Raw genomic sequence first — 21,751 nt, forward strand, 5'->3', positions numbered from 1 at the left:
ATGGGTTTGCGGTTTGTGTGTGGTTTCGCGACTTACACAATACCGCATTCCATCGTCCGTTTTCTTGTAAATCAACCGACTAGGCGTCGGTCAGCGTCTTAAGTAAGTGCCATTCGGGTCAGACCCCAGCCAAGTCGCGAAGCCCGTCATGGTGCGTCTTGCGAGCGGCTTCGACACCGCCGGGGTCTGACCCCATAGGGACCGGCAGCGCTGGCAACTTGCCACCCACCCATGCCCAACGCATTGATAATGCAGAAATATTTCTGGGGAGGCCTCAGGGTCAGACCAAAGGCGCGGCCTCGGCGGCCTCGCCGGTCTTGTGGAGAGCGCCCCGCCGGTATGCTTGAGCGCCGTCTCGATCAGGATCTTCTCGTGAACACTGGAGAGCGGGACCGCTTCCTCACTCCCCATCGGCCAGCGCCGGCAGCAGCGTCTTCAATTTTCGGGTCAGGGTATTGCGCCCCCAGCCCAGCAGCTCGGCGGCCTCGCCTTTGCGGCCGCCGGTATGCTTGAGCGCCGTCTCGATCAGGATCTTCTCGAAATCCGGTACCGCCTCCTCGAGCAGATGGGTGTGGCCGGCGGCCAGCGCCCGGTCGGCCCAGTCGCGGAAGGCCGCGCGCCAGTCGCCGGTGGCGGCCTCGCCGCCACTGCCGTCGCGCAGCTCCGGCGGCAGGTCCTCGATCAACACCTCGCGCCCCGAGGCCATCACCGTCAGCCAGCGGCAGGTGTTCTCGAGCTGGCGCACGTTGCCCGGCCAGGGCAGCCGGGTCAGGTGCTCCTCGGCCTCGGCGGTCAGCACCTTGACGTCGGTCGAGAGTTCCTTGGCCGCCTCGGCCAGGAAGTGGCGCGCCAGCCGCGGGATATCCTCGCGCCGCTCGGCCAGCTTCGGCAGGTGCACCCGGATCACGTTGAGGCGGTGAAAGAGGTCCTCGCGGAAACGGCCGTCATCCACCAGCGTCTCCAGGTTCTGGTGGGTGGCGGCGATGATCCGCACGTCCACCTTCACCGGGGTATGGCCCCCGACCCGATAGAATTCGCCGTCGGCCAGCACCCGCAGCAGCCGGGTCTGGGTCTCGGCGGGCATGTCGCCGATCTCGTCGAGGAACAGGGTGCCGCCGTTGGCTTGCTCGAAGCGCCCCTGGCGCTGGGCGGTGGCACCGGTGAAGGCGCCCTTCTCGTGGCCGAACAGTTCGGACTCGATCAGGTCACGGGGAATCGCCGCCATGTTCAGCGCAATAAAGGGCTGTCCTCCCCGGGGACTGTGTTGGTGGAGGGCACGGGCGACGCGCTCCTTGCCGGTCCCCGACTCGCCATTGATCAGCACCGTGATATGGGAGTGCGACAGGCGGCCGATGGCGCGGAATACCTCCTGCATGGCCGGCGCCTCGCCGATGATCTCGGCGTCGAGCCCCTCGGGCACGCTGACCGGACGCTTGCGCTCGCGGGCGTGGGCCACGGCGCGGCGTACCAGGGCCAGCGCCTCGTCGACGTCGAAGGGCTTGGGCAGGTACTCGAAGGCACCGCCCTGGTAGGAGGCGACGGCACTCTCGAGGTCGGAATGGGCGGTCATCACGATGACCGGCAGGTCGGGGTGGGCCTCGCGCACCCGCGACATCAGGTCCAGGCCATCGATGCCCGGCATGCGGATATCGGTGACCAGCACGTCGGGCGGGTCGTCGAGCAGCCGGCCGAGGGCGGTATCGGCGCGCTCGATGCACTCGACCTCCAGGTCGGGCTGGGCCAGGGCGCGCTCCAGCACCCAGCGAATGGCACGATCGTCGTCGACGATCACGACACGTGCGGCATCAGTCATGGCGCTTCTCCAGCGGAATCAGCAGTCGGAATTCGGTTCGGCCGGGCGAGGAGTCACACTCGATCAACCCTTGGTGCTGGTGCAAGATCGCCTGGGCGATGGACAGGCCCAGGCCGCTGCCGTCGGCCCGCCCCGAGACCATCGGGTAGAAGAGCGTCTCGCGCAGCGTTGCGGGAATGCCCGGGCCGTTGTCGATGATCCCCACCTCGCAGACCAGCCGGTGGCGCTCGGCCCCCAGGGTGAACTGGCGACGGGCCCGGGTCCGCAGCACCAGCCGCGGCTCGGGGATGCCGGCCTCGGTCATCGCCTCCACGGCGTTGCGTGCCACGTTGAGCGCCGCCTGGATCATCTGCGACTCGTCGCCGGCGAGATCGGGCAGGCTGGGATCGTAGTCGCGCTCGATATGCACCCCGGACTGCTCGACGATCAGCAGCGAGCGCACTCGTTCCAGCACCTTGTGGATGTTCAGCGGCTCATGGCGGGCCACCCGGTTGGGGCCCAGCATGGAGTCCACCAGGTCGCGCAGGCGGTCGACCTCCTCGACGATGATATGGGTGAACTCCTTGAGCCCGGGATCGTCGAGGTCACGCTCCAGCAGTTGGGCGGCGCCGCGGATCCCGCCCAGGGGGTTCTTGACCTCGTGGGCCAGTCCGCGGGTCAGTACCTTGATGGTCTCCTGGCGGGTCATCAGGGCCTCCTCCCGGGAGATGCGCATCAAGCGGTCACGCGGCTCGATTTCCAGCAGCAGCTCGTCGGCGCTGAGCGGCGTGACCGTGTAGTCCACCGTGAGCGCCTCGCCACCGACCACCACCAGTCGCGCCTCGCGCTGGGTGAAGGGGTGGAACTCCTCGCGGGCCTTGTCGAGCACCTCGGCGATGCCGTCCTCACTGCCCACCACAGTGGTGAACGCGACGCCCTCGACCCGACTCAGGCTGACGGCCAGCAGGGCCTCGGCCGAGGGGTTCATCCAGCACAGGCGCAACCGGCCATCCAGCAACAGCACCGCCGTGGTCAGGTGCTCCATCAAGCGTTGATACATCGGGCCTTCTCGAATCATGGCGTTGTCCCGCTCACCGTCCGTGGAGGGGCTGTGACCTCTCGGCTCCCACCGCCCCGTCCGGACATGGCAAGGCGTGCTGCCCATAGCACTGCAAGAAGCGCGCCAGCACCGGAAAGAGCGTCCTGGCGCCGTTTCGGTGCCCTCATGCCCCTCTTTTGTGCACCAGAATAGTGCATGGAGGAAAGTGGCGCACGAAAGCGAGCCAGTGGATCGCCCCGTTGCACCAGCAACGGGAATGTTAGCCCAGGGCGGGCACCAGGGGTGCCGTCAGGGGTGATGGGGGTCGAAGCGCCGCTTGAATCGGCGCCTCCCTTTCGGTCCGTCGAGTTCGTCACGGGAGGGCGAACGGCGCTCGAGGCGACGCCTTTCACGGCGCCGCTCCTCCCGATCCAGGGACTGGAACTCCAGATCGACACTGCGGCGAATCCGCTCGGCGCGATCCATGGGATCAAGAACCCGATCGTCACGCGTCACGTCACGACAGGGCCTCGGGCTGCCGTCCGGGCACAACGGCCGGGGTGCCCGGCGAAGGGGCAGCTAATCGGGGCGGTTGGGGTTCTGGGGCAGGTTGACGCTGGCCCGCTGCACGTAGAGGGTCACCGGCGGGGTGCGATGGCGGACCTCGCCACTGGCATCGAGCAGCTCGGCCTGCAGCACGTGCTCGCCGCGATTCAGGTTGGTGAGCATGAAGGCGCTGGTGTGCATGGCCGACTGACTGACCTGGCCATCCAGCAGCAGGCGCACCCGATGATCCTCGCGCAACTCGGGCTCGATGCCGAGCTCCACCTGCACATTGCCGGCATGGCCGGTCGGCAGCGTCTCCTCATGGGCCGGCGCAAGGATCCGGAAGCCGTCGTAGGGCATGAAGGGCTGCCCCGGCGAGGCGCTCACCGCCGCCGCACCGCTGCCCTCGACCCGCGGCACCGCCTGCTCCTGGCGCACCTCACGGGAGGGCACCACGGTGAGCGGCGAAAGTTCGACCTCCTCGCCGCCGCGCTCCGGATTGTCGGTGAAGACCACATTGCCCTGGGCATCGGTGGTGCGGTAGATGGTCTGGGCCTGGGCCGCGAGACTCACCGCAAGCCCGAACGCCAGTACCGCCAGTGCCTTGTTCATGCCTGCCCCCCTGCGTCGGTGCCGATGCCTTCCGGGAACACCGGCCCTGTCGCTCATCTGGTCTTGCCCACGTTAGCTTCTTGGATAGTGTACGAAAGAAAGGGGTTCCGCCATGGCGGAACCCCTTTTCCCTTCGACGCACCGGGGCGCCGTGCTGGCCGGCCCCGCAGGGCCGGGAATCAGCAGCTGTAGTACATGTCGAACTCGACCGGATGGGTGGACATGCGGATGCGCTCCACGTCTTCCATCTTCAGTTCGATGTAGGCATCGATCATGTCATCGGTGAAGACGCTACCCTCGGTGAGGAAGGCACGATCGGCGTCCAGCGCCTCCAGGGCCTGATCCAGGCTGTTGGCCACGGTCGGCACGGCCTTGCCCTCTTCCGGCGGCAGGTCATAGAGGTTTTTGTCCATGGCATCGCCCGGATGGATCTTGTTCTTGATGCCATCGATGCCGGCCATCAGCATCGCCGCGAAGCACAGGTAGGGGTTGGCGGTCGGGTCCGGGAAGCGGCACTCGACGCGCTTGCCCTTGGGGCTGGCGGTGTAGGGGATGCGGATGGAAGCGGAACGGTTGCGGGCGCTGTAGGCCAGCATCACCGGCGCCTCGAAACCCGGCACCAGACGCTTGTAGGAGTTGGTGGAGGCGTTGGTGAAGGCGTTCAGGGCGCGGGCATGCTTGATGATGCCACCGATGTAGTAGAGCGCCATCTCGGAGAGACCGGCGTACTCGTCACCGGCGAACTGGTTGACGCCCTCCTTCCAGAACGACTGGTGGACGTGCATGCCGCTGCCGTTGTCGCCGACCAGCGGCTTGGGCATGAAGGTGGCGGTCTTGCCATAGGCGTGGGCCACGTTGTGGACGACGTACTTCATCTCCTGAAGTTCGTCGGCCTTCTTCACCAGGGTGTTGAACTTGACGCCGATCTCGTTCTGGCCGGCGTTGGCCACCTCGTGGTGGTGCACCTCGACGCGCTGGCCGATGGCCTCCAGGGTGTTGCACATGGCGCCGCGGATGTCGTGGAAGCTGTCCACCGGCGGGACCGGGAAGTAGCCGCCCTTGACGCGCGGACGGTGTGCCAGGTTGCCGCCCTCGATGGGACGGTCGGTGGACCAGGCACCCTCTTCCGAGGAGATCTTGTACATGGCGCCTTCGATGTCGGCCTTCCAGTGCACCTCGTCGAAGATGAAGAACTCGGGCTCCGGGCCGAAGAAGGCGGTATCGCCCAGGCCGCTGGACTGCAGGTAGGCCTCGGCGCGCTTGGCGATGGAGCGCGGGTCGCGGTCATAGCCCTGCATGGTGGCCGGCTCGATGATGTCGCAGCGCAGCACCAGGGTGGCGTCCTCGGTGAAGGGGTCGAGGAAGGCGGTGCCATCTTCCGGACGCAGGATCATGTCCGACTCGTTGATGCCCTTCCAGCCGGAAATCGAGGAGCCGTCGAACATCTGGCCGTTCTCGAAGAACTCCTCGTCGACGTCACGGGCCGGGATGGAGACGTGCTGCTCCTTGCCTTTGGTATCGGTGAAACGCAGATCGACCCACTTGACGTCATGTTCTTCGATCAGGGCGAGAGTCTTGGCAGGCATGTTGTCCTCCACTGTGAGCTTGGCTCGATATGTTGGGATGATGATCCACTGGCGCTGGTCGGCCCAGCGAGAGTTTTATCACGTCGCAGGCATCCTGCCCACGTCCGCCATGCGCGAACATGGCGCTGGCCAAATCAATGCAGGCGGCGTGCCAGAATTGCACCAGCATGACGTGCCACCACGGCAACCACTTTATTTCATTGAATTTTCCCCTGCGGCATGAAGCACTCTCCTGCACCATGCCGGCCGCATCTTGCCTGGGGAGGCTTCGCAAGGCCCCATCACGGCACCCTATTGGTGCACGAAGAAAGGTCATTGCACAATAATGACGCATGGCTGACGCCGGCCCGCGCTACGGCGGCCTTGCTGATGGCACGGCTCATGCCGTCACAGGGCAGACCTCCTCCTCGTGCCCCAGGAATTTCACCCGGGAAACGCATTGATACGCTAAACAACCAAAAACTACACTCAATTACACACAGGCACCGGTTCGGGAACGCCCGCGTTTCGGCCCCGGCGCCATGGCATGGTGTCCAGTCCAGCGGAGCGCACCCGAGCATGTTTGCATGCAGCATTTTCCTCGATGCCCGCTCCACGGGCACCAGCCTCCCCAGGCGCCTGGCGGCGCTTCAGAGGCTGCTGCGGGGTCGGGACGGCCGTATCGAGCTGCTGCTGGTCGACGACACCGCCGACCCGCGACTCCCCAGGCTCGCCAATCGCTTCGGCGTCCGCCTGCTACCCTGCGCGGACGAGCCACTGGGCGGCCGCCTCAACGCCGCGGTGGCACGCAGCCAGGGGACGGTGCTGATCTTTCCCGCGCCGACCCTGCCCATCCCTACCGACTGGCTCGCCGTGGTCGTCGACGGGGTCGAGCATCGCGCCTGGGATGTCATGGTCCTGCCCTCGGGGTCCCGCGGCCCGGCCACCCGCCTGTGGCAATGGCTGCGCCGCGCACCTCCTGCCGACACCCTGTGCGTGGTACGGGAGTGGTTCGACCGCATCGGCGGCTTCGACCCCTCGCTGGACACAAGGGCCCTCCCCGAGCTGCTGGAGCGGCTGCGCGCCTGCCAGGCCCGGGTCCACTCCCGGTTCCGCTGAGGCCGCCCGGCCATCACTGATAGGTCACGACCAGAAAGCCTACCAGCTCCTCGTCCCTGATGTTCTCGATGGTGTGCTCCAGGTCGGCGTGGTAGTGGGCGGAATCGCCGGGACCCAGGACACAGCGATGGTCGCCGGCCTGCACCCGGGCGCTGCCCCGGGTGACGGTCAGGAGCTCGCGGGTCCCCTCGAAGTGCGGCGCACTGTGCAGGCGGGCACGCGGGGCGAGGCACAGCTCGTAGAACTCCACGTTCTTCTCCAGGTGCAGGGGGGAAAGCGTGCGGATCCGACACTCCTGGTCGTCGCGAAACATCTGGCTGGCATCGTCACGGCGCACGATCTCGATCCGGGAGGCGGTCCAGGGCTGATCCACCAGTTCGCCGATGTTCAGGCCAAAGGCCTGGGCAATGCGCAGGGTCACCGCCAGGGTGGGGTTGGCCCGGCCACGCTCGATCTGGCTGAGCATCGAGCGGCTGACCCCCGAGGCGGCCGCCAGTTGCTCCAGGGTCAGATTGCGCTTCTTGCGCAGCTCGATCACGCGGCTCGACAGCACCTGGCTGCCCACATCGCCGTGCTGATCCCGACTGACTGTTCTACCGTTCAAGCAAGGCACCTCGTTGTCATGCGGCAAGGTCTCGTGTCCACCAGACCCGCTTCCTTCACGGCACTAATCCACTATGTGAGAAAAAACTCTTGTATGGTGGAACTGCTCTGCAATACTGGATAATGTTCTTGCATACTAAACGCCTTGCGACAGATTGCCAGGGCCCCGATACAACCACGCACAGGCAAGGGGATAGGGTCATGAAAGCACTGGTCAAGCGAGAGGCCGCGCCGGGCCTATGGCTGGAGGAGGTTCCCGACCCCGAGGTCGGCATCAATGATGTCCTGATCCGGGTGAAGCGCACCGCCATCTGCGGAACCGACATGCACATCTATCACTGGGACGGCTGGGCCCGGAAGACCATTCCCGTGCCGATGGTCGTCGGTCACGAATTCGTCGGCGAGATCGTCGCGGTCGGCTCCAACGTCAATGACTTCCATCCCGGCCAGATCGTCTCCGGCGAGGGCCACGTGGTCTGCGGCCGCTGCCGCAACTGCCTGGCCGGCCGGCGCCACCTCTGCGCCCATACCAGCGGCATCGGGGTGAACCGGCCCGGTGCCTTCGCCGAGTACGTGACCCTGCCCATGTCCAACGTCTGGGAGCACCGGCCGGGCATCGACCTCGACGTGGCGGCGCTGTTCGACCCGCTGGGCAATGCCGTGCATACCGCCCTGCAGTACGACCTGCTCGGCGAGGACGTGCTGATCACCGGCGCGGGGCCCATCGGCGCCATGGCCGCGGCGGTCTGCCGTCACGCCGGAGCGCGCCACGTGGTGATCACCGACCTCAATCCCGGGCGCCTGGCCCTGGCCGCCCGCCTGGGCGCCACGCGCACCGTCGACGTGCGCCGCGAGAGCCTGGCCGAGGTGCAGCGCGACCTGGGCCTCCACGAGGGCTTCGATGTGGGGCTCGAGATGTCCGGCAATCCCGACGCCTTCCGCGACATGCTGGCCAACATGTGCCACGGCGGCAGGGTGGCGATGCTCGGCATTCCCAGCGAGGAGATGGCCATCGACTGGAACACCGTGATCTTCAACATGCTGACGCTGAAGGGGATCTACGGCCGCGAGATGTACGAGACCTGGTACAAGATGTCGGTGATGGTCGACTCCGGGCTCGACATCTCGCCGGTGATCACCCATCGGCTCCCCTACACCGACTTCCAGCAGGGCTTCGATGCCATGCACGCCGGCGAGGCCAGCAAGGTCGTCCTCAATTGGGAGTAACACCATGTACGGCAACTTTCAGCACCACCTGCGCGGCGAGCTCGACGCCATCGAGTCGGCCGGGCTCTACAAGCACGAGCGCCAGCTGACCACCCCCCAGGGGGCCCGTGTCGGCATCCAGGAGGGCCGCGAGGTGCTCAACCTCTGCGCCAACAACTATCTCGGCCTGGCCCAGCATCCGGCGGTCAATGCCGCCGCCGCGGAGGGCCTCGCACAGTGGGGCTACGGCATGGCCTCGGTGCGCTTCATCTGCGGCACCCAGACCCTGCACAAGCAACTGGAGCAGCGGCTGAGCGAGTTCCTCGGCACCGAGGACACCATCCTCTACCCCTCCTGCTTCGACGCCAACGGCGGGCTGTTCGAGACCCTGCTGGGTGCCGAGGACGCCGTCATCTCCGACGAGCTCAACCATGCCAGCATCATCGACGGCATCCGGCTGAGCAAGGCGCGGCGCTACCGCTACCGCAACAGCGACATGGCCGACCTCGAGGCCCAGCTCCAGGCCGCCGACCGGGACGGCGCCCGCTTCAAGCTGATCACCACCGACGGCGTCTTCTCCATGGACGGCTACATCGCCAGGCTCGACGAGATCTGCGACCTGGCCGAGCGCCATGGTGCCCTGGTGCACTTCGACGACTGCCACGCCACCGGCTTCCTCGGCGCCGGCGGGCGCGGCACTCACGAGCGCCTGGGCTGCATGGACCGGGTGGACATCACCACCGGCACCCTGGGCAAGGCCCTGGGCGGCGCCAGCGGCGGTTACACCAGCGGCAGGCGCGAGGTGATCGAGCTGCTGCGCCAGCGCTCGCGCCCCTACCTGTTCTCCAACACCGTCGCACCGCCGGTGGTGGCCGGTGCCCTGAAGGCGCTGGAGCTGGCCGCCGGATCCGGCGAGCTGCGCACGCGGCTCAAGGACAACACCGCCTTCTTCCGAGCCGGCCTGGAATCCCTGGGGTTCACCCTGCTCCCCGGCGAGCACCCCATCGTGCCGGTGATGCTGAACGATGCCGCCGTCGCCGGCCGGTTCGCCGAGGCCATGCTCGAGGAGGGCATCTACGTCACCGCCTTCTCCTACCCCGTGGTGCCGAAGGGCAAGGCCCGCATCCGTACCCAGCTGTCGGCGGCCTTCGAGCGCGACGACCTGGAATTCGCCCTGGCGGCCTTCGGCCGGGTGAAGCGGCGCCTGGCCATCGACGGGGGCTGATCCGCCACGCCCCGCCCGGCACCGTGGAGGCGGGTGGGGCGATTTTCCGTCGGAGCGCCATTTCCGGCCGTCGCCAAGCCATTGAATTCCCGCACCGGGGCCCTCGTCTCGTGGGATAACCGCCGACAGTGCTGGTAGGGGCCACCGCCCTGGCTTTATAATGCGTCCCCACTTTTTCCCAGCAGGATCGCGTCGTGATCGAGAAACTTCGCAACATTGCCATCATCGCCCACGTCGACCACGGCAAGACCACTCTGGTCGACAAGCTGCTCAGCCAGTCCGGCACCCTGGACCGCAAGGCCGAGGGGCAGGAGCGCATCATGGACTCCAATGATCAGGAAAAGGAACGCGGCATCACCATCCTGTCGAAGAACACCGCGATCCGCTGGGAAGATGCCTCCGGTACCCCCTATCACATCAATATCGTCGATACTCCGGGACACGCCGACTTCGGTGGCGAGGTCGAGCGCGTGATGTCGATGGTCGACTCGGTACTGCTGCTGGTCGACGCCGTCGACGGCCCCATGCCGCAGACCCGCTTCGTCACCCAGAAGGCCTTCGACCAGGGCCTCAAGCCGATCGTGGTGGTCAACAAGATCGACCGCCCCGGTGCCCGCCCCGACTGGGTCATCGACCAGATCTTCGACCTGTTCGACAACCTCGGCGCCACCGATGAGCAGCTCGACTTCCCGATCATCTACTGCTCGGCCCTCAACGGCATCGCCGGCATGGACCCCGAGGAGCTGGCCGACGACATGACCCCCATGTTCCAGGCCATCGTCGACATCGTCGAGCCGCCCGAGGTCGAGCTCGACGGCCCCTTCCAGATGCAGATCTCGGCCCTGGACTACAACAGCTACGTCGGCGTCATCGGCCTGGGCCGCATCAAGCGCGGCGCGGTCAGGCCCAACCAGCAGGTCGTGATCGTGGATCCCGACGGCAAGACCCGCAAGGGCAAGGTCGGCCAGGTGATGACCCACCTGGGCCTGGAGCGGGTGCAGACCGACGAGGCCACCGCCGGCGACATCATCTGCATCACCGGCATCGACGACCTGTCGATCTCCGACACCCTCTGCGACCCGGCCGCCGTCGAGGCGCTGCCGCCGCTGTCGGTCGACGAGCCGACCGTCTCCATGACCTTCCAGGTCAACGATTCGCCCTTCGCCGGCAAGGACGGCAAGTTCGTCACCAGCCGCAACATCAAGGATCGCCTCGAGCAGGAGCTGATCCACAACGTGGCGCTGCGCGTCGAGCAGGGCGAGACCCCGGAGAAGTTCAAGGTCTCCGGCCGCGGCGAACTGCATCTCTCGGTGCTGATCGAGACCATGCGTCGCGAGGGCTTCGAGCTGGCCGTGGGTCGCCCCGAGGTGATCATCAAGGAGATCGACGGGGTCAAGCAGGAGCCCTACGAGGAAGTCATCATCGACTGCGAGGAGCAGCACCAGGGCGCCATCATGGAGGAGCTCGGCTACCGCAAGGGCGAGCTGACCAACATGAACCCCGACGGCAAGGGCCGGGTGCGCCTGGACTTCATGATCCCCGCCCGCGGCCTGATCGGCTTCCGCGGCCAGTTCATGACCCTGACCTCCGGCACCGGCATCCTCACCAGCCGCTTCGACCACTACGGCCCGCTCAAGCCCGACGCCTCCATCGAGCGTCGCAACGGCGTGCTGGTCTCCATGGTGCCCGGCAAGGCGCTGGCCTACGCCCTCTACGCCCTGCAGGAGCGCGGCAAGCTGATCATCGACCACGCCACCGAGGTCTACGAGGGCATGCTGGTGGGCATCAACAACCGCGCCAACGACATGGTGGTCAACCCCACCAAGGGCAAGAAGCTCGACAATATGCGCGCCTCGGGCAACGACGAGAACATCGTGCTGACCCCGCCGGTAAAGTTCACCCTGGAGCAGGCGATCGAGTTCCTCGACGATGACGAACTGGTCGAGGTCACCCCCAACCACATCCGCCTGCGCAAGAAGCATCTCACCGAGAACGAGCGCAAGCGCGCCAGCAAGAAGTAATCGCTGACCGGCATCAGGCCGCCTTTCCCGAACCGACCCCCGAAAGTTGGACACTGGTCCAACCGTAGGGGGTTTTGTTTGTATGGCACCCGCCCGCGACGGCCCACCTTGGCATTCCCGGCCACTCGGCTAGGCTCAGGGAAGCGGGGGCGGCATGCCCCCGCACCATGTCCAGCAGAGGAGACCGCGTCATGCACAAGCACGTCGATTGGGACGATCCGGGCGCCGATAGCGTCATGCGCCACTTCGAACGGGACCCCGCGGGCTACGCCGCCCCGGGGCCCGGCGACATCCTCTCGGCGCGCCACGAGGGGGCCACCGTGCGGGTCAGGGTCGAGGCCTACGTCGAAGGCACCAGCATCGGCGAGGTGGTGGCGCTGATCTCGGCCGACAACGGCCGGCGCATGAAGTCCCACGGCAAGCTCGCCCTGGGCGACACCGTGCGCCTGCCCGACGCCAGCCGGGCCCTGGAGCCGCACCGCGACTCCCGCGAAGACGACAGCGAAGCGCGGGGCTGATCCAGCGGGACGATACCATAGCGTGTCCTTAACGTACCCTAAACGATCGCCCACTAGTCAGGCAGCGGGGTAATGACGCAAAGTTGGCGCCAGCGTCGGGACATGCCCCAACGCTGCAGACTCCGGCCCACCAGGCCGACTCGTGGCCCACAAGGCCGATCAGGAACACCCGGAACCTTCATGAGCACGCACAACGTCTGGACACACAAGGGCACCTTCCTGTTGGCCGCCGTCGGCTCGGCGGTGGGGCTCGGCAACCTGTGGCGCTTCCCCTATCTCACCGGCGAGAACGGCGGCGGTGCCTTCATCCTGGTCTATGCCCTGACCATCTTCGCCGTGGGCATCCCGATCCTGATCGCCGAGACCATGCTCGGTCGGGCCAGTCGCCGCAGCCCGATCATGGGCATGCGCCACCTGACCCGCACCCACCAGGCCTCGCGGGCCTGGGAGTCGATCGGCTGGCTGGGCGCCTCCTCGGCCTTCCTGATCCTCAGTTTCTATTCGGTGATCGCCGGCTGGGCGATCCACTACACCTGGCAGATGCTCACCGGCTCGCTCACCGGCGCCGATGCCGAGACCATCGGGGCCGGCTTCGACGCCCTGCTCGCCTCACCTGGCCTGCTGACCCTCTACCACACCCTCTTCATCATCGCCTCCGGCCTCATCGTCGGCATGGGCATCCACCGGGGCATCGAGAGCAGCCTGCGCATCATGATGCCGTCACTGTTCGTGATCCTGCTGGTGGTGCTCGCCTACGGCATCGCCAACGGCGATATCGGGGCCGCGGCCAGCTTCCTGTTCACCTTCAACCTCGCCGACCTGAGCCTCGAGGGCTGGCTGCAGGCCATGGGGCAGTCGTTCTTCACCCTGAGCCTCGGCATGGGCGCGATCATGGCCTACGGCGCCTACATGTCCAGCGAGGCCTCGCTGACCCGCACCGCCATCGCCATCGCCGTCGTCGACACCGCCGTGGCCATGGTCGCCGGCCTGGCGATCTTCTCGCTGGTGTTCGGTGCCGGCCTGGGCCCGGGCCAGGGCCCAGGCCTGATGTTCGTCACCCTGCCCCTGGCCTTCGCCGAGATGCCCTTCGGCGCGCTGATCGGCGGGGTCTTCTTCATCCTGGTGCTGGGGGCGGCCATCAGCTCCTCGATCTCGCTGATCGAACCGGTAGCCGCCTTCCTGGTCGAGCGCTTCGACCTGACCCGCCCCCAGGCCGTGACCCTCATGGTGGTGGCCAGCTGGGCGCTGGGCCTGCTCACCGTCACCAGCTTCAACGTCTGGGCCGAGGGTACCCTCTTCCACGCCCTGTTCGGCCGCAGCGCCTTCGACCTCATCGAACTGCTGACCAACATCTTCATGCCGCTGGGCGGCCTGCTGATTGCCCTGTTCGCCGGCTGGGCCCTGACCCACTCCGAGGTGATGAAGGAGATGCGCACGAGCGAGGCCTGGTTCATCGTCTGGCGCTTCCTGGTGCGCTTCGTCGCCCCGGCGGCGGTGGCCTTCGTCTTCCTGCGCAGCATCCCGCAGGTGGAGGGCTACCTGATCCCGACCATCGGCGCCCTGGTGATCGTCGGCGCCTTCGCCGCCGGCCGCACCTTCCTGGTGGAGCCTAGCCAGGAGCCGTGAGCCGCCTCGCCTGCGGTACGACAACGGCGCCCGGGTAGCGCCTCCGGGCGCGCCACACAACAGCCGCACACAACAACAATGGAACGGGACATGGCAGCCATCATCGACGTTCGACACGTCCACAAGGCGTTCGGTGGCCTCAAGGTGATCGACGACTGCTCGATCCGGGTGGAAGAGGGCTCGATCACCGGGCTCATCGGCCCCAACGGGGCCGGCAAGTCCACCCTGTTCAACATCATCGCCGGCGCCCTGCCGCTGGACAGCGGCCAGGTGCTGTTCGACGGCGAGGACATCACCGGCCTGCCCGCCAACACCCTCTTCCACCAGGGGCTGCTGCGCACCTTCCAGATCGCCCACGAGTTCTCCCAGCTGACGGCGCTGGAGAACCTGATGATGGTGCCGCCCTCCCAGGCCGGCGAGGGCCTCTTCGAAGCCTGGTTCAAACCCGGCCTGGTGCGTCGGCAGGAGACCGAGGTGCGCCGCAAGGCCCTCGAGGTGATCGACTTCATCGGCCTGCACCAGGTGCGCAACGAGCTGGCCGGCAACCTCTCCGGCGGCCAGAAGAAGCTCCTCGAGCTCGGCCGCACCATGATGACCGATGCCCGGGTGGTGCTGCTCGACGAGATCGGCGCCGGGGTCAACCGCACCCTGCTCGGCGACCTGATGAGCAACATCGAGCGCCTCAACCGCGAGATGGGTTACACCTTCCTGGTGATCGAGCACGACATGGCCATGATCGCCCGGCTCTGCGACCCGGTGATCGTGCTGGCCCAGGGCAGTGTCCTGGTCGAGGGTTCCATCGACGAGGTTCGCGACGACCCCCGTGTCATCGAGGCCTACTTTGGCTCCAACGTCGCCTGAGGGCGCCGGCACCGCCTCAGGGCCTCCGCAGCGCGATCACCCCGGGCACCAACAAGACAGCCATTGCGCAGGGAACCATCGATGCCACTACTCGAAGCACGCGACGTCTACGGCGGCTACGGCGCCATGAACATCCTCCACGGGGTGAACATGGCGATCGAGGCCGACGAGATCGGCGTGATCGTCGGGCCCAACGGGGCCGGCAAGTCGACCATGCTCAAGGCCGTGTTCGGCCTGCTCACCGTCAGCCAGGGCGAGATCCTGCTGCGCGGCGAGCCGATCCACAACCTGGCGCCCAACCGCCTGGTACAGAAGGGCATGGGCTTCATCCCCCAGGAGCACAACGTCTTCCCGAGCCTGACGGTGCAGGAGAACCTGGAGATGGGCGCCTTCCTCAAGCCCGATAACGTCAAGCGCATGCTGGCCCAGGTCTACGAGCTCTTCCCCCCGCTCCAGGACAAGCGCCACCAGCCCGCCGGCGAACTCTCCGGTGGCCAGCGACAGATGGTCGCCATGGGCCGGGCGCTGATGGCCGAGCCCAGCCTGCTGCTGCTCGACGAGCCCACCGCCGGCCTCTCGCCGCTCTACATGAACGAGATCCTCGAGCGGGTGAAGGAGATCAACGCCGCCGGGGTCGGCATCCTGATGGTGGAGCAGAACGCCAAGCAGGCACTGGCCATCGCCGACAAGGGCTTCGTGCTGGCCGCCGGCCAGAATCGCTTCACCGACACCGGTGCCGCCCTGCTGGCCGACCCCGAGGTCGCCAGAAGCTTCCTGGGCGGCTGAGAGGAGAGAATCCCTTGAACGAACTGGTCTTCTTCATCAACAACGTGGTGGTGGCCGGCAGCGTGACCGGCTCGATCTACGCCATCGGGGCCGTCGGCGTGACGCTGGTGTTCAGCATCATGCGCTTCGCCCACTTCGCCCATGCCGACATGATGACCTTCGGTGCCGCCATGGTGCTGCTGCTGACCCTGGCCTTTCCCGGCGCCGGGAGCGCAGTGGGGCTGCCCACCGCCGTCGTCATGCTGCCGCTGGCCATCGTGCTCACCGCCGCCCTGGCGGTCGGCATCGACCACGCCTTCTACAAGCCGCTGCGCGCCCATGGGGTCAAGCCGATCGTCATGGTGATCGCCTCGCTGGGCGTGGCGCTGATGCTCCAGGGGGTGATCCGGCTGTTCGCCGGCACCGGCGGCCGGAACCTCTACATCGCCGAACGCAAGGAGATCTACCGGATCGACCTGCCCTTCGAGACCATCACCCGCCCGGTGGTCGTCACCGAACCCCAGGTGATCCTCTTCGTGCTGACCATCGCCGCGGTGGTGGGGCTGCACCTCTTCCTCAGCCGCTCGCGGCTGGGCAAGGCGATGCGCGCCATGTCCGACAACCCCGAGCTGGCCCAGGCCTCCGGCATCAACACCCACACCATCGTGGCGGTGACCTGGGTGATCGCCGGCGGCCTGGCCGCCATCGCCGGCACCCTGCTGTCGCTGGACGTGACCTTCAAGCCCGACCTGAGCTTCTTCCTGCTGCTGCCGATCTTCGCCGCGGCCATCGTCGGCGGCGTGGGCCACCCCTTTGGTGCCATCGCCGGTGGCTTCGTGGTCGGCTTCGCCGAGACGCTCGCGGTGTTCAACTGGACGGTGCTGCTGCGCCCCCTCCAGCAGCACTTCCCCGAGTGGCTGGAACTGCCGCGCAGCCTGGCCTTCGTCGGCACCGAGTACAAGATCGTGGTGCCCTTCTTCATCCTGGTCGCCATCCTGGTATGGCGCCCCACCGGGCTCTTCAAGGGCAAGGTGATCACATGACCGACACGACCCGATCCCAGCCCCCCGTCCGGCGCTTCCCGCGGCGCGAGGTGCTCCTGTTCGCCGCCCTGCTGGTGGCCGTGCTGGGCGTCTATGCCGTGATGGGCATCGCCTACAGTACCCGCATGCTGGTGGAAGCCGCCTGCTACGCCATCCTGGCGCTGGGGCTGACCATCCAGTGGGGCTATGCCGGCCAGTTCAACGCCGGGGTAATGGGCTTCGTCGCCCTGGGCGGTTTCAGCGCCATGTTCTTCAGCGTACCGGTCAACGACGCCTTCTGGGAGAGCGAGCTGCCCGGCGAACTCGGCCTGGCGCTGCTCTACCTGCTCGGTGCCGCCCTGGTGGTCTATGGCGCCACCAAGCTCGACCGCCTGGGGGTGCCGAAGCGGCTGCGCACGGTGATCGCCGTGGCATTGGCGGTAGTGCTCTACCTGATGGTGATCAGCGTGCTGCGCGGGGTCACCGACGAGATCGAGTCGCGCGCCGGCTTCATCGGCGGCCTGGGCCTGCCGGCCTGGACCGGCTGGATCGTCGGCGGGATGCTGGCCGGCGGCATCGGCTACTTCATCGGTCATATCTGCCTGGGGCTGCGCAGTGACTACCTGGCCATCGCCACCCTGGGCATCGCCGAGATCATCAAGGCCTTCCTCAAGAACTCCGACTGGCTGACCCGCGGCACCGCCACCGTCTCGCCGTTGCCCTGGCCGACACCCGGCGCCGGCGACCTCGGCTTCGTGGTGTCCCGCTCACTCTATCTGTCGGTCACGGCGGTGATGATCGCGGCGATCTTCTTCCTGCTGCACCGCGCCTATCACGCCCCCTGGGGCCGCATGATCCGCGCCATCCGCGACAACGAGGTCTCTGCCGCGGCCATGGGCAAGGACATCAACCGTCGCCGCCTGGAGATCTTCGTGCTGGGCTGCATCCTGATGGGCATCGGCGGGGCGGCGCTGACCAGTTTCAACGGCATCTTCGACCCCCAGGGCTTCCTGCCGCTGAACCACACCTTCCTGGTGCTGGTGATGGTGATCCTCGGCGGGCCGGGCAACAACCTGGGCACCATCTTCGGCGCCGTGGCGGTCTACCTCATCTGGATCATGTCCGAGCCGCTGGCGCTAATGCTGATGCACCTGGCCATCGGCTTCGGCGAGGGCGCCTTCGGCTGGGATGCGCCCGGCCACCTCGAGAGCCGCGCCCTGCAGGCCCGGGTGTTGGTGATCGGCCTGCTGATCACCCTGGTGCTGCGCTTCGCGCCCAAGGGAATGCTGCCGGAGAAGGTCAAGCACCACGGCTGACGTCCCGCGACACCCGGCCAGACAAAGGCCCCGGCGGTTTGAACTGACCGCCGGGGCCTTGGCTTGTGCATCGGGCCAGGGGGATCAGAGATCCACGAAGCCCCTGCCGACGAAGCGGCCCTCTTCGACGACCATCTCGACCACCACGCCCGGCACATCGCCGTTCTCGTCGAACTCGTGGCGGCCGGAGGCGCCCTCGTAGTTGATCTCGGTGCCGGCGGCAATCAGCTCCACGGCCTTCTCCCACTCGCCGGGCAGGATCACCTCGCCGGGGGCGGAAGAGACGCTGCGCAGCGCCTCGGAGAGCCCCTCGCGCTCGGCGCTGCCGTTCTGCTCGATGGCCAGGGCCAGCAGGAAGGCGGCGTCGTAGGCCTGGGCGGCGAATACCGCGCTGGGGTCGAAGCCGGCTGCCTGGGCGGCCTCGTTGAAGATCTCGGTCCCCGGCAGGTCGGGGCTGCCCGGGCGGGTGGCGACCATGCCCTCGAGCACATCGGCCCCCACCGCCTCGACCAGGCTGTCGCCGACCATGCCGTCGCCGCCCACGTACTGGGTAAACATGCCGCCCTCGTAGGCCTGGCGCAGCACCGTCTGGCCGGACGTATCGGCATAGGCCAGCACCACCAGGGTCTCGACCCCGGAGGCCGACAGCGCACCCAGCTCGGAGCGGTAGTCGGCGCGGTTGTCCTCGTGGGCCAGGTTCTCGGCCACCCGGCCGCCATTGGCCTCGAAGGCCTCGGCGAAGGCATCGGCCAGGCCGCGGCCATAGTCGTTGTTGACATAGGTGACCGCCACCTCGTCGATGCCCTTCTCCAGCAGCAGCTTGGCCAGCATCTCGCCCTGGAAGCCATCGGAAGGCACGGTGCGGAACACCAGGTCGTTGTCGTCCAGCTCGCTCACCGCCGGGGCCGTGGATGCCGGCGAGACCATGGTCACGCCGCCGGGAATGGCCGCGTTGTTGGCCGCGGCGATGGTGGCGCCGGTGCACAGCGCCCCGACGATGGCGGTGACCTGTTCGGAATTGACCATGCGGTCCGCCGCGTTGGAAGCCGCCGAGGCATCGCTGCAGGTGGTGTCACCGCTGGGGATCACCAGCTCCTGGCCGCCCAGGATGCCGCCCTGCTCGTTGACGTGTCGCACCGCCAGTTGGGCGCCATCGAAGATCGGCGGCGTCAGGCTCTCGATCCCCCCGGTGAACCCGCCCAGGAAGCCGATCTTCACCTCGGCATGGGCGGCTCCGGCCAAGGCCAGGGCGGAGGCCGCCACCGCCATCGACAGTACGTTCTTCTTCATGATTGTCGTTCCCCTTCATATGACTGCGTGCGCGATTGGCATCGTTATAGCTTCACGACCTAAATCTGGAAGGCAACGGTCCAAAACACAAGCCCGTGCTGCCAACGTTGGGCATCGCCGATGCGCTGCCAACCGCCCGAGCGCACCCACCGTCTCCGGCCCTGCCACCCTGTCGGACGACTGGCCGCGCCGGTTGCCTATACTGAGAGGCCGGATCCCCGCCCATTCGACAGGAGCCCCCATGCCCATGCGCCCCCGGACCGCTTCCACCGTGCTGCTGGCCACCCTCGGCCTGGCCGCCAATGCCCATGCCTTCACGCCTGCCGGCGACGACGTCCTCTACGATGTCGGCGATGAAGCCTTCGAGGGCTATCTCGCCGCCGCCGAAGGCGAGGCGCGCGGCACCGTGTTGATCGTTCACGACTGGGATGGCCTGGGGGACTACGAGCGCCAGCGCGCCGACATGCTCGCCGAGCAGGGCTATGACGCCTTCGCCGTCGACCTCTTCGGCCAGGGCAACCGCCCGGCGACCACCGAGGCCCGCCAGGCCGCCACCCGTGCCCTCTACGAGGACCGCGAACGCATGCGCACCCTGACCCTGGCCGGCCTGGCCGAGGCCCGCAACCAGGGAGCCGCCGAGACCGCCGTGGTGATCGGCTACTGCTTCGGCGGCGCCGTGGCCCTGGAGATCGCCCGCTCCAGCGAGGCCGAAGGCGTGGCCGGCTACACCAGTTTCCATGGGGGGCTGGGCACCCCGGAGGGCCAGGCATGGCCCGAGGAGGTCCCGCCGCTGTTGATCGCCCACGGTGGTGCCGACAGCGCCGTGCCCATGAGCGATGTCACCACCCTGACCGAGGAGCTCGAGGCCGCCGGCGCCACCTACGAGATCCAGGTCTACTCGGGCGCCCCCCACGGCTTCACGGAATTCGGCAGCGACCGATACCAGGAACGCGCCGACGAGAAGTCCTGGGCCGCCTTCCTCGAGTTCCTCGACGAGGTGCTGTGACATGCGCCTGACCGAACTGACCGGCAGCCGCCACGCGATCGGCGAGGCCCACGGCCTGGCCCATGCCCGGCTCATCCACCGCAGCATCGAGGTCTACGACCGGCTGTTCCTCGACTTCGTCGGCATCCGCTGGAAGGAGGCCCGGGAGGAGGCCGACCGCTTCGCCGCCATGATCGAGCGCGGCTTCCCCGAAATCCTCGACGAGATGGCGGGCATCGCCCGCGGCGCCGGGGTCGACCTCGCCGACATCCTCACCCTCAACTGCCGCAGCGAGATCTCGCTGACCCGGGCCAGCGGCGGCTGCTCTGCCTTCGCCCTGCAACGCGCCGGCCAGCAATGGCTGGCCCAGAACTGGGACTGGCGCACCGACCAGCTGCACAATGTCGTGGCGCTGAAGATCACCGGCGATCAGGCCGCCCCGCTGCTCAGCATCGGCGAGGCCGGCATGGTGGCCAAGATCGGCATGAACGCCCACGGCATCGGCGTCTGCCTCAATGCCATCCGCTCCCGGACCTGTGGCCAGGGCCTGCCGATCCATGTCGCCCTGCGCAAGATCCTGGAGAGCCCCGACCTGGAAAGCGCCGTGGCCGTGGCTACCCGCGACCGGGTCTGCTCCCCCGCCCACTTCCTGATCGCCAGCGCCGACGGCCAGGCCGCCGGCCTCGAGGTCCACCCCGGCGAGCCCGGCCGGCTGGCCCCCGAACACGGCATGGTCACCCACACCAACCACCTCTACGCCCGGGCCGCCACCTGCCAGGTCGAGGACTTCCCGCGCCCCGACTCCCGCCCACGCCTGGCGAGGCTCGACCGGCTACTGCGCGACCAATTGCCCGACCACGTCGAGGTCGACGAAGCCGCCCTGTTCGACATCCTCAGCGACCACCACGACGCCCCGCTGTCGATCTGCCGCCACTTCAACCCCGACCAGCCACCGGAGGAGCGCATGGAGACGCTGTTCGCCGTGGTCATGAACCTCAGCGAACGCCGCCTCACCCTGCGCCACGGCAAGCCCTGCGAGACCACCGATATCCTGAGCGTGACCCTCGACCCCGCCTAGCTCGGCGCCGGCACGCCTAGCGCCCTGCCTGCCGCCAGCGCCAGGCGCCCAGCGCCGGCGCCTCGTCCAGCTCGCCCTTGAGGTACTGCTCGGTGGTCAGCAGGAACAGGCGGTGGAAGAGGTCATGGATCGCCTCCTCGCGCCTGAACTGCAGCAGCTCGAGTTCCTCCTCCGAGAGGTGGGGGTCGCGACGGGGGTACTCCCAGGCCACCCGCACGGAGCCCGAGCTGGCATCGCAGATCTGCAGGGTCGGGTTGGCGCCCTTGAGTCCGGTATTGATGCGGTACGGCATGCTGTCCTCCTTGATCATCCCCGTAAATGATAACAATTATCATTTGCAATGATCAATCTAGGCGCCATGCCGCACCCTGTCAATTCCTGCGCCAGGTCAGCGAGAACGCCCTCGAGAAGATCAACGAAGAGACGGCCGAGATGGCCATCACCCTGGAAGAGGTCCACCTGGGCTCGGAGACCGGCGACGTCGAGCGCGTGCGCGCCAACGGCGAGACCTACCTCGACGCCGCCCAGACGCTGGTGAAGTGAGCTGCCCCGCGGCGGCGGC

General features: G+C 67.3%; 22 protein-coding genes. 14 read left to right on the top strand and 8 right to left on the bottom strand.

Going from position 1 to position 21,751, the window contains the following annotated elements:
* Window positions 1–400: 400 nt before the first annotated feature.
* The 5 genes from ntrC to glnA all read right to left on the bottom strand — a co-directional run bounded on the left by ntrC (window position 401) and on the right by glnA (window position 5,575).
* On the bottom strand, window positions 401–1,813 hold the full coding sequence (gene ntrC / locus MKP05_RS19420; RefSeq protein WP_240569820.1) for a nitrogen regulation protein NR(I): 1,413 nt from the start codon (window positions 1,811–1,813) through the stop codon (window positions 401–403).
* The gene (gene glnL / locus MKP05_RS19425) at window positions 1,806–2,852 is read right to left on the bottom strand and encodes a nitrogen regulation protein NR(II) (protein WP_110284105.1); all 1,047 of its coding nucleotides are present in this window, start codon (window positions 2,850–2,852) and stop codon (window positions 1,806–1,808) included. Before glnL ends, ntrC begins: the two co-directional genes overlap by 8 nt.
* 288 nt (window positions 2,853–3,140) lie before the next feature.
* The gene (locus MKP05_RS19430; protein WP_240569821.1) at window positions 3,141–3,347 is read right to left on the bottom strand and encodes a hypothetical protein; all 207 of its coding nucleotides are present in this window, start codon (window positions 3,345–3,347) and stop codon (window positions 3,141–3,143) included.
* A gap of 63 nt (window positions 3,348–3,410) precedes the next feature.
* Window positions 3,411–3,989, bottom strand: coding sequence for a DUF4124 domain-containing protein (locus tag MKP05_RS19435; protein ID WP_240569822.1), 579 nt, complete (start codon window positions 3,987–3,989; stop codon window positions 3,411–3,413).
* 179 nt (window positions 3,990–4,168) lie between these two features.
* On the bottom strand, window positions 4,169–5,575 hold the full coding sequence (glnA, locus tag MKP05_RS19440; RefSeq protein WP_240569823.1) for a glutamate--ammonia ligase: 1,407 nt from the start codon (window positions 5,573–5,575) through the stop codon (window positions 4,169–4,171).
* Window positions 5,576–5,612: 37 nt separating this feature from the next.
* Here glnA and MKP05_RS19445 point away from each other — a divergent pair, with 37 nt between their 5' ends.
* Window positions 5,613–5,798 carry a hypothetical protein gene (locus MKP05_RS19445; RefSeq protein ID WP_240569824.1) on the top strand — a complete coding sequence of 62 codons (186 nt, stop codon included), beginning with the start codon at window positions 5,613–5,615 and terminating at the stop codon, window positions 5,796–5,798.
* Between the two features lie 335 nt (window positions 5,799–6,133).
* Window positions 6,134–6,673: a glycosyltransferase family protein gene (locus MKP05_RS19450; RefSeq protein ID WP_240569825.1), complete on the top strand. Its 540-nt coding sequence runs from the start codon at window positions 6,134–6,136 to the stop codon at window positions 6,671–6,673.
* Window positions 6,674–6,686: 13 nt separating this feature from the next.
* On the opposite strand, the gene MKP05_RS19455 is transcribed toward MKP05_RS19450, so the two are convergent.
* Window positions 6,687–7,277, bottom strand: coding sequence for a helix-turn-helix domain-containing protein (locus MKP05_RS19455; RefSeq protein WP_240569826.1), 591 nt, complete (start codon window positions 7,275–7,277; stop codon window positions 6,687–6,689).
* A gap of 200 nt (window positions 7,278–7,477) precedes the next feature.
* On the opposite strand from MKP05_RS19455, the gene tdh reads away from it, so the two are divergent.
* From tdh to MKP05_RS19500, 9 genes are all read left to right on the top strand, one after another.
* On the top strand, window positions 7,478–8,503 hold the full coding sequence (tdh, locus tag MKP05_RS19460; protein WP_240569827.1) for an L-threonine 3-dehydrogenase: 1,026 nt from the start codon (window positions 7,478–7,480) through the stop codon (window positions 8,501–8,503).
* A gap of 4 nt (window positions 8,504–8,507) precedes the next feature.
* Window positions 8,508–9,707: a glycine C-acetyltransferase gene (gene kbl / locus MKP05_RS19465; RefSeq protein WP_110284110.1), complete on the top strand. Its 1,200-nt coding sequence runs from the start codon at window positions 8,508–8,510 to the stop codon at window positions 9,705–9,707.
* Window positions 9,708–9,901: 194 nt separating this feature from the next.
* Entirely contained in the window at window positions 9,902–11,728 is a 1,827-nt protein-coding gene (gene typA / locus MKP05_RS19470; protein WP_110284111.1) for a translational GTPase TypA, read from the top strand.
* A 191-nt stretch (window positions 11,729–11,919) separates the two neighbouring features.
* Complete coding sequence (locus tag MKP05_RS19475; protein ID WP_240569828.1) at window positions 11,920–12,246, top strand: hypothetical protein; 327 nt, start codon at window positions 11,920–11,922, stop codon at window positions 12,244–12,246.
* A gap of 180 nt (window positions 12,247–12,426) precedes the next feature.
* Entirely contained in the window at window positions 12,427–13,872 is a 1,446-nt protein-coding gene (locus MKP05_RS19480) for a sodium-dependent transporter (protein WP_240569829.1), read from the top strand.
* 90 nt (window positions 13,873–13,962) lie between these two features.
* A complete protein-coding gene (locus MKP05_RS19485) occupies window positions 13,963–14,733 on the top strand; it encodes an ABC transporter ATP-binding protein (RefSeq protein ID WP_240569830.1) in 771 nt (256 codons plus the stop codon).
* Between the two features lie 81 nt (window positions 14,734–14,814).
* Window positions 14,815–15,519: an ABC transporter ATP-binding protein gene (locus tag MKP05_RS19490; RefSeq protein ID WP_240569831.1), complete on the top strand. Its 705-nt coding sequence runs from the start codon at window positions 14,815–14,817 to the stop codon at window positions 15,517–15,519.
* 14 nt (window positions 15,520–15,533) lie between these two features.
* Window positions 15,534–16,541: a branched-chain amino acid ABC transporter permease gene (locus tag MKP05_RS19495; RefSeq protein WP_240569832.1), complete on the top strand. Its 1,008-nt coding sequence runs from the start codon at window positions 15,534–15,536 to the stop codon at window positions 16,539–16,541.
* Window positions 16,538–17,836 (top strand): branched-chain amino acid ABC transporter permease, encoded by a 1,299-nt coding sequence (locus MKP05_RS19500; RefSeq protein ID WP_240569833.1) that lies wholly within the window; start codon window positions 16,538–16,540, stop codon window positions 17,834–17,836. The genes MKP05_RS19495 and MKP05_RS19500 overlap by 4 nt, the downstream gene beginning before the upstream one ends.
* A gap of 84 nt (window positions 17,837–17,920) precedes the next feature.
* On the opposite strand, the gene MKP05_RS19505 is transcribed toward MKP05_RS19500, so the two are convergent.
* On the bottom strand, window positions 17,921–19,126 hold the full coding sequence (locus MKP05_RS19505; RefSeq protein WP_276316691.1) for an ABC transporter substrate-binding protein: 1,206 nt from the start codon (window positions 19,124–19,126) through the stop codon (window positions 17,921–17,923).
* A gap of 241 nt (window positions 19,127–19,367) precedes the next feature.
* Between MKP05_RS19505 and MKP05_RS19510 the strand changes: the two genes are divergently transcribed.
* Window positions 19,368–20,132 (top strand): dienelactone hydrolase family protein, encoded by a 765-nt coding sequence (locus MKP05_RS19510; protein ID WP_439109007.1) that lies wholly within the window; start codon window positions 19,368–19,370, stop codon window positions 20,130–20,132.
* 1 nt (window position 20,133) lies between these two features.
* Window positions 20,134–21,189, top strand: coding sequence for a C45 family autoproteolytic acyltransferase/hydrolase (locus MKP05_RS19515; RefSeq protein ID WP_240569834.1), 1,056 nt, complete (start codon window positions 20,134–20,136; stop codon window positions 21,187–21,189).
* 16 nt (window positions 21,190–21,205) lie between these two features.
* Here MKP05_RS19515 and MKP05_RS19520 read toward each other — a convergent pair whose 3' ends face one another.
* A complete protein-coding gene (locus MKP05_RS19520) occupies window positions 21,206–21,481 on the bottom strand; it encodes a hypothetical protein (protein ID WP_240569835.1) in 276 nt (91 codons plus the stop codon).
* Window positions 21,482–21,507: 26 nt separating this feature from the next.
* On the opposite strand from MKP05_RS19520, the gene MKP05_RS19525 reads away from it, so the two are divergent.
* Entirely contained in the window at window positions 21,508–21,732 is a 225-nt protein-coding gene (locus MKP05_RS19525) for a DUF6746 family protein (RefSeq protein ID WP_240569836.1), read from the top strand.
* Window positions 21,733–21,751 lie beyond the last annotated feature (19 nt).

This window comes from Halomonas flagellata (genome assembly GCF_022487945.1).
Classification (GTDB): Bacteria; Pseudomonadota; Gammaproteobacteria; order Pseudomonadales; family Halomonadaceae; genus Halomonas; species Halomonas flagellata.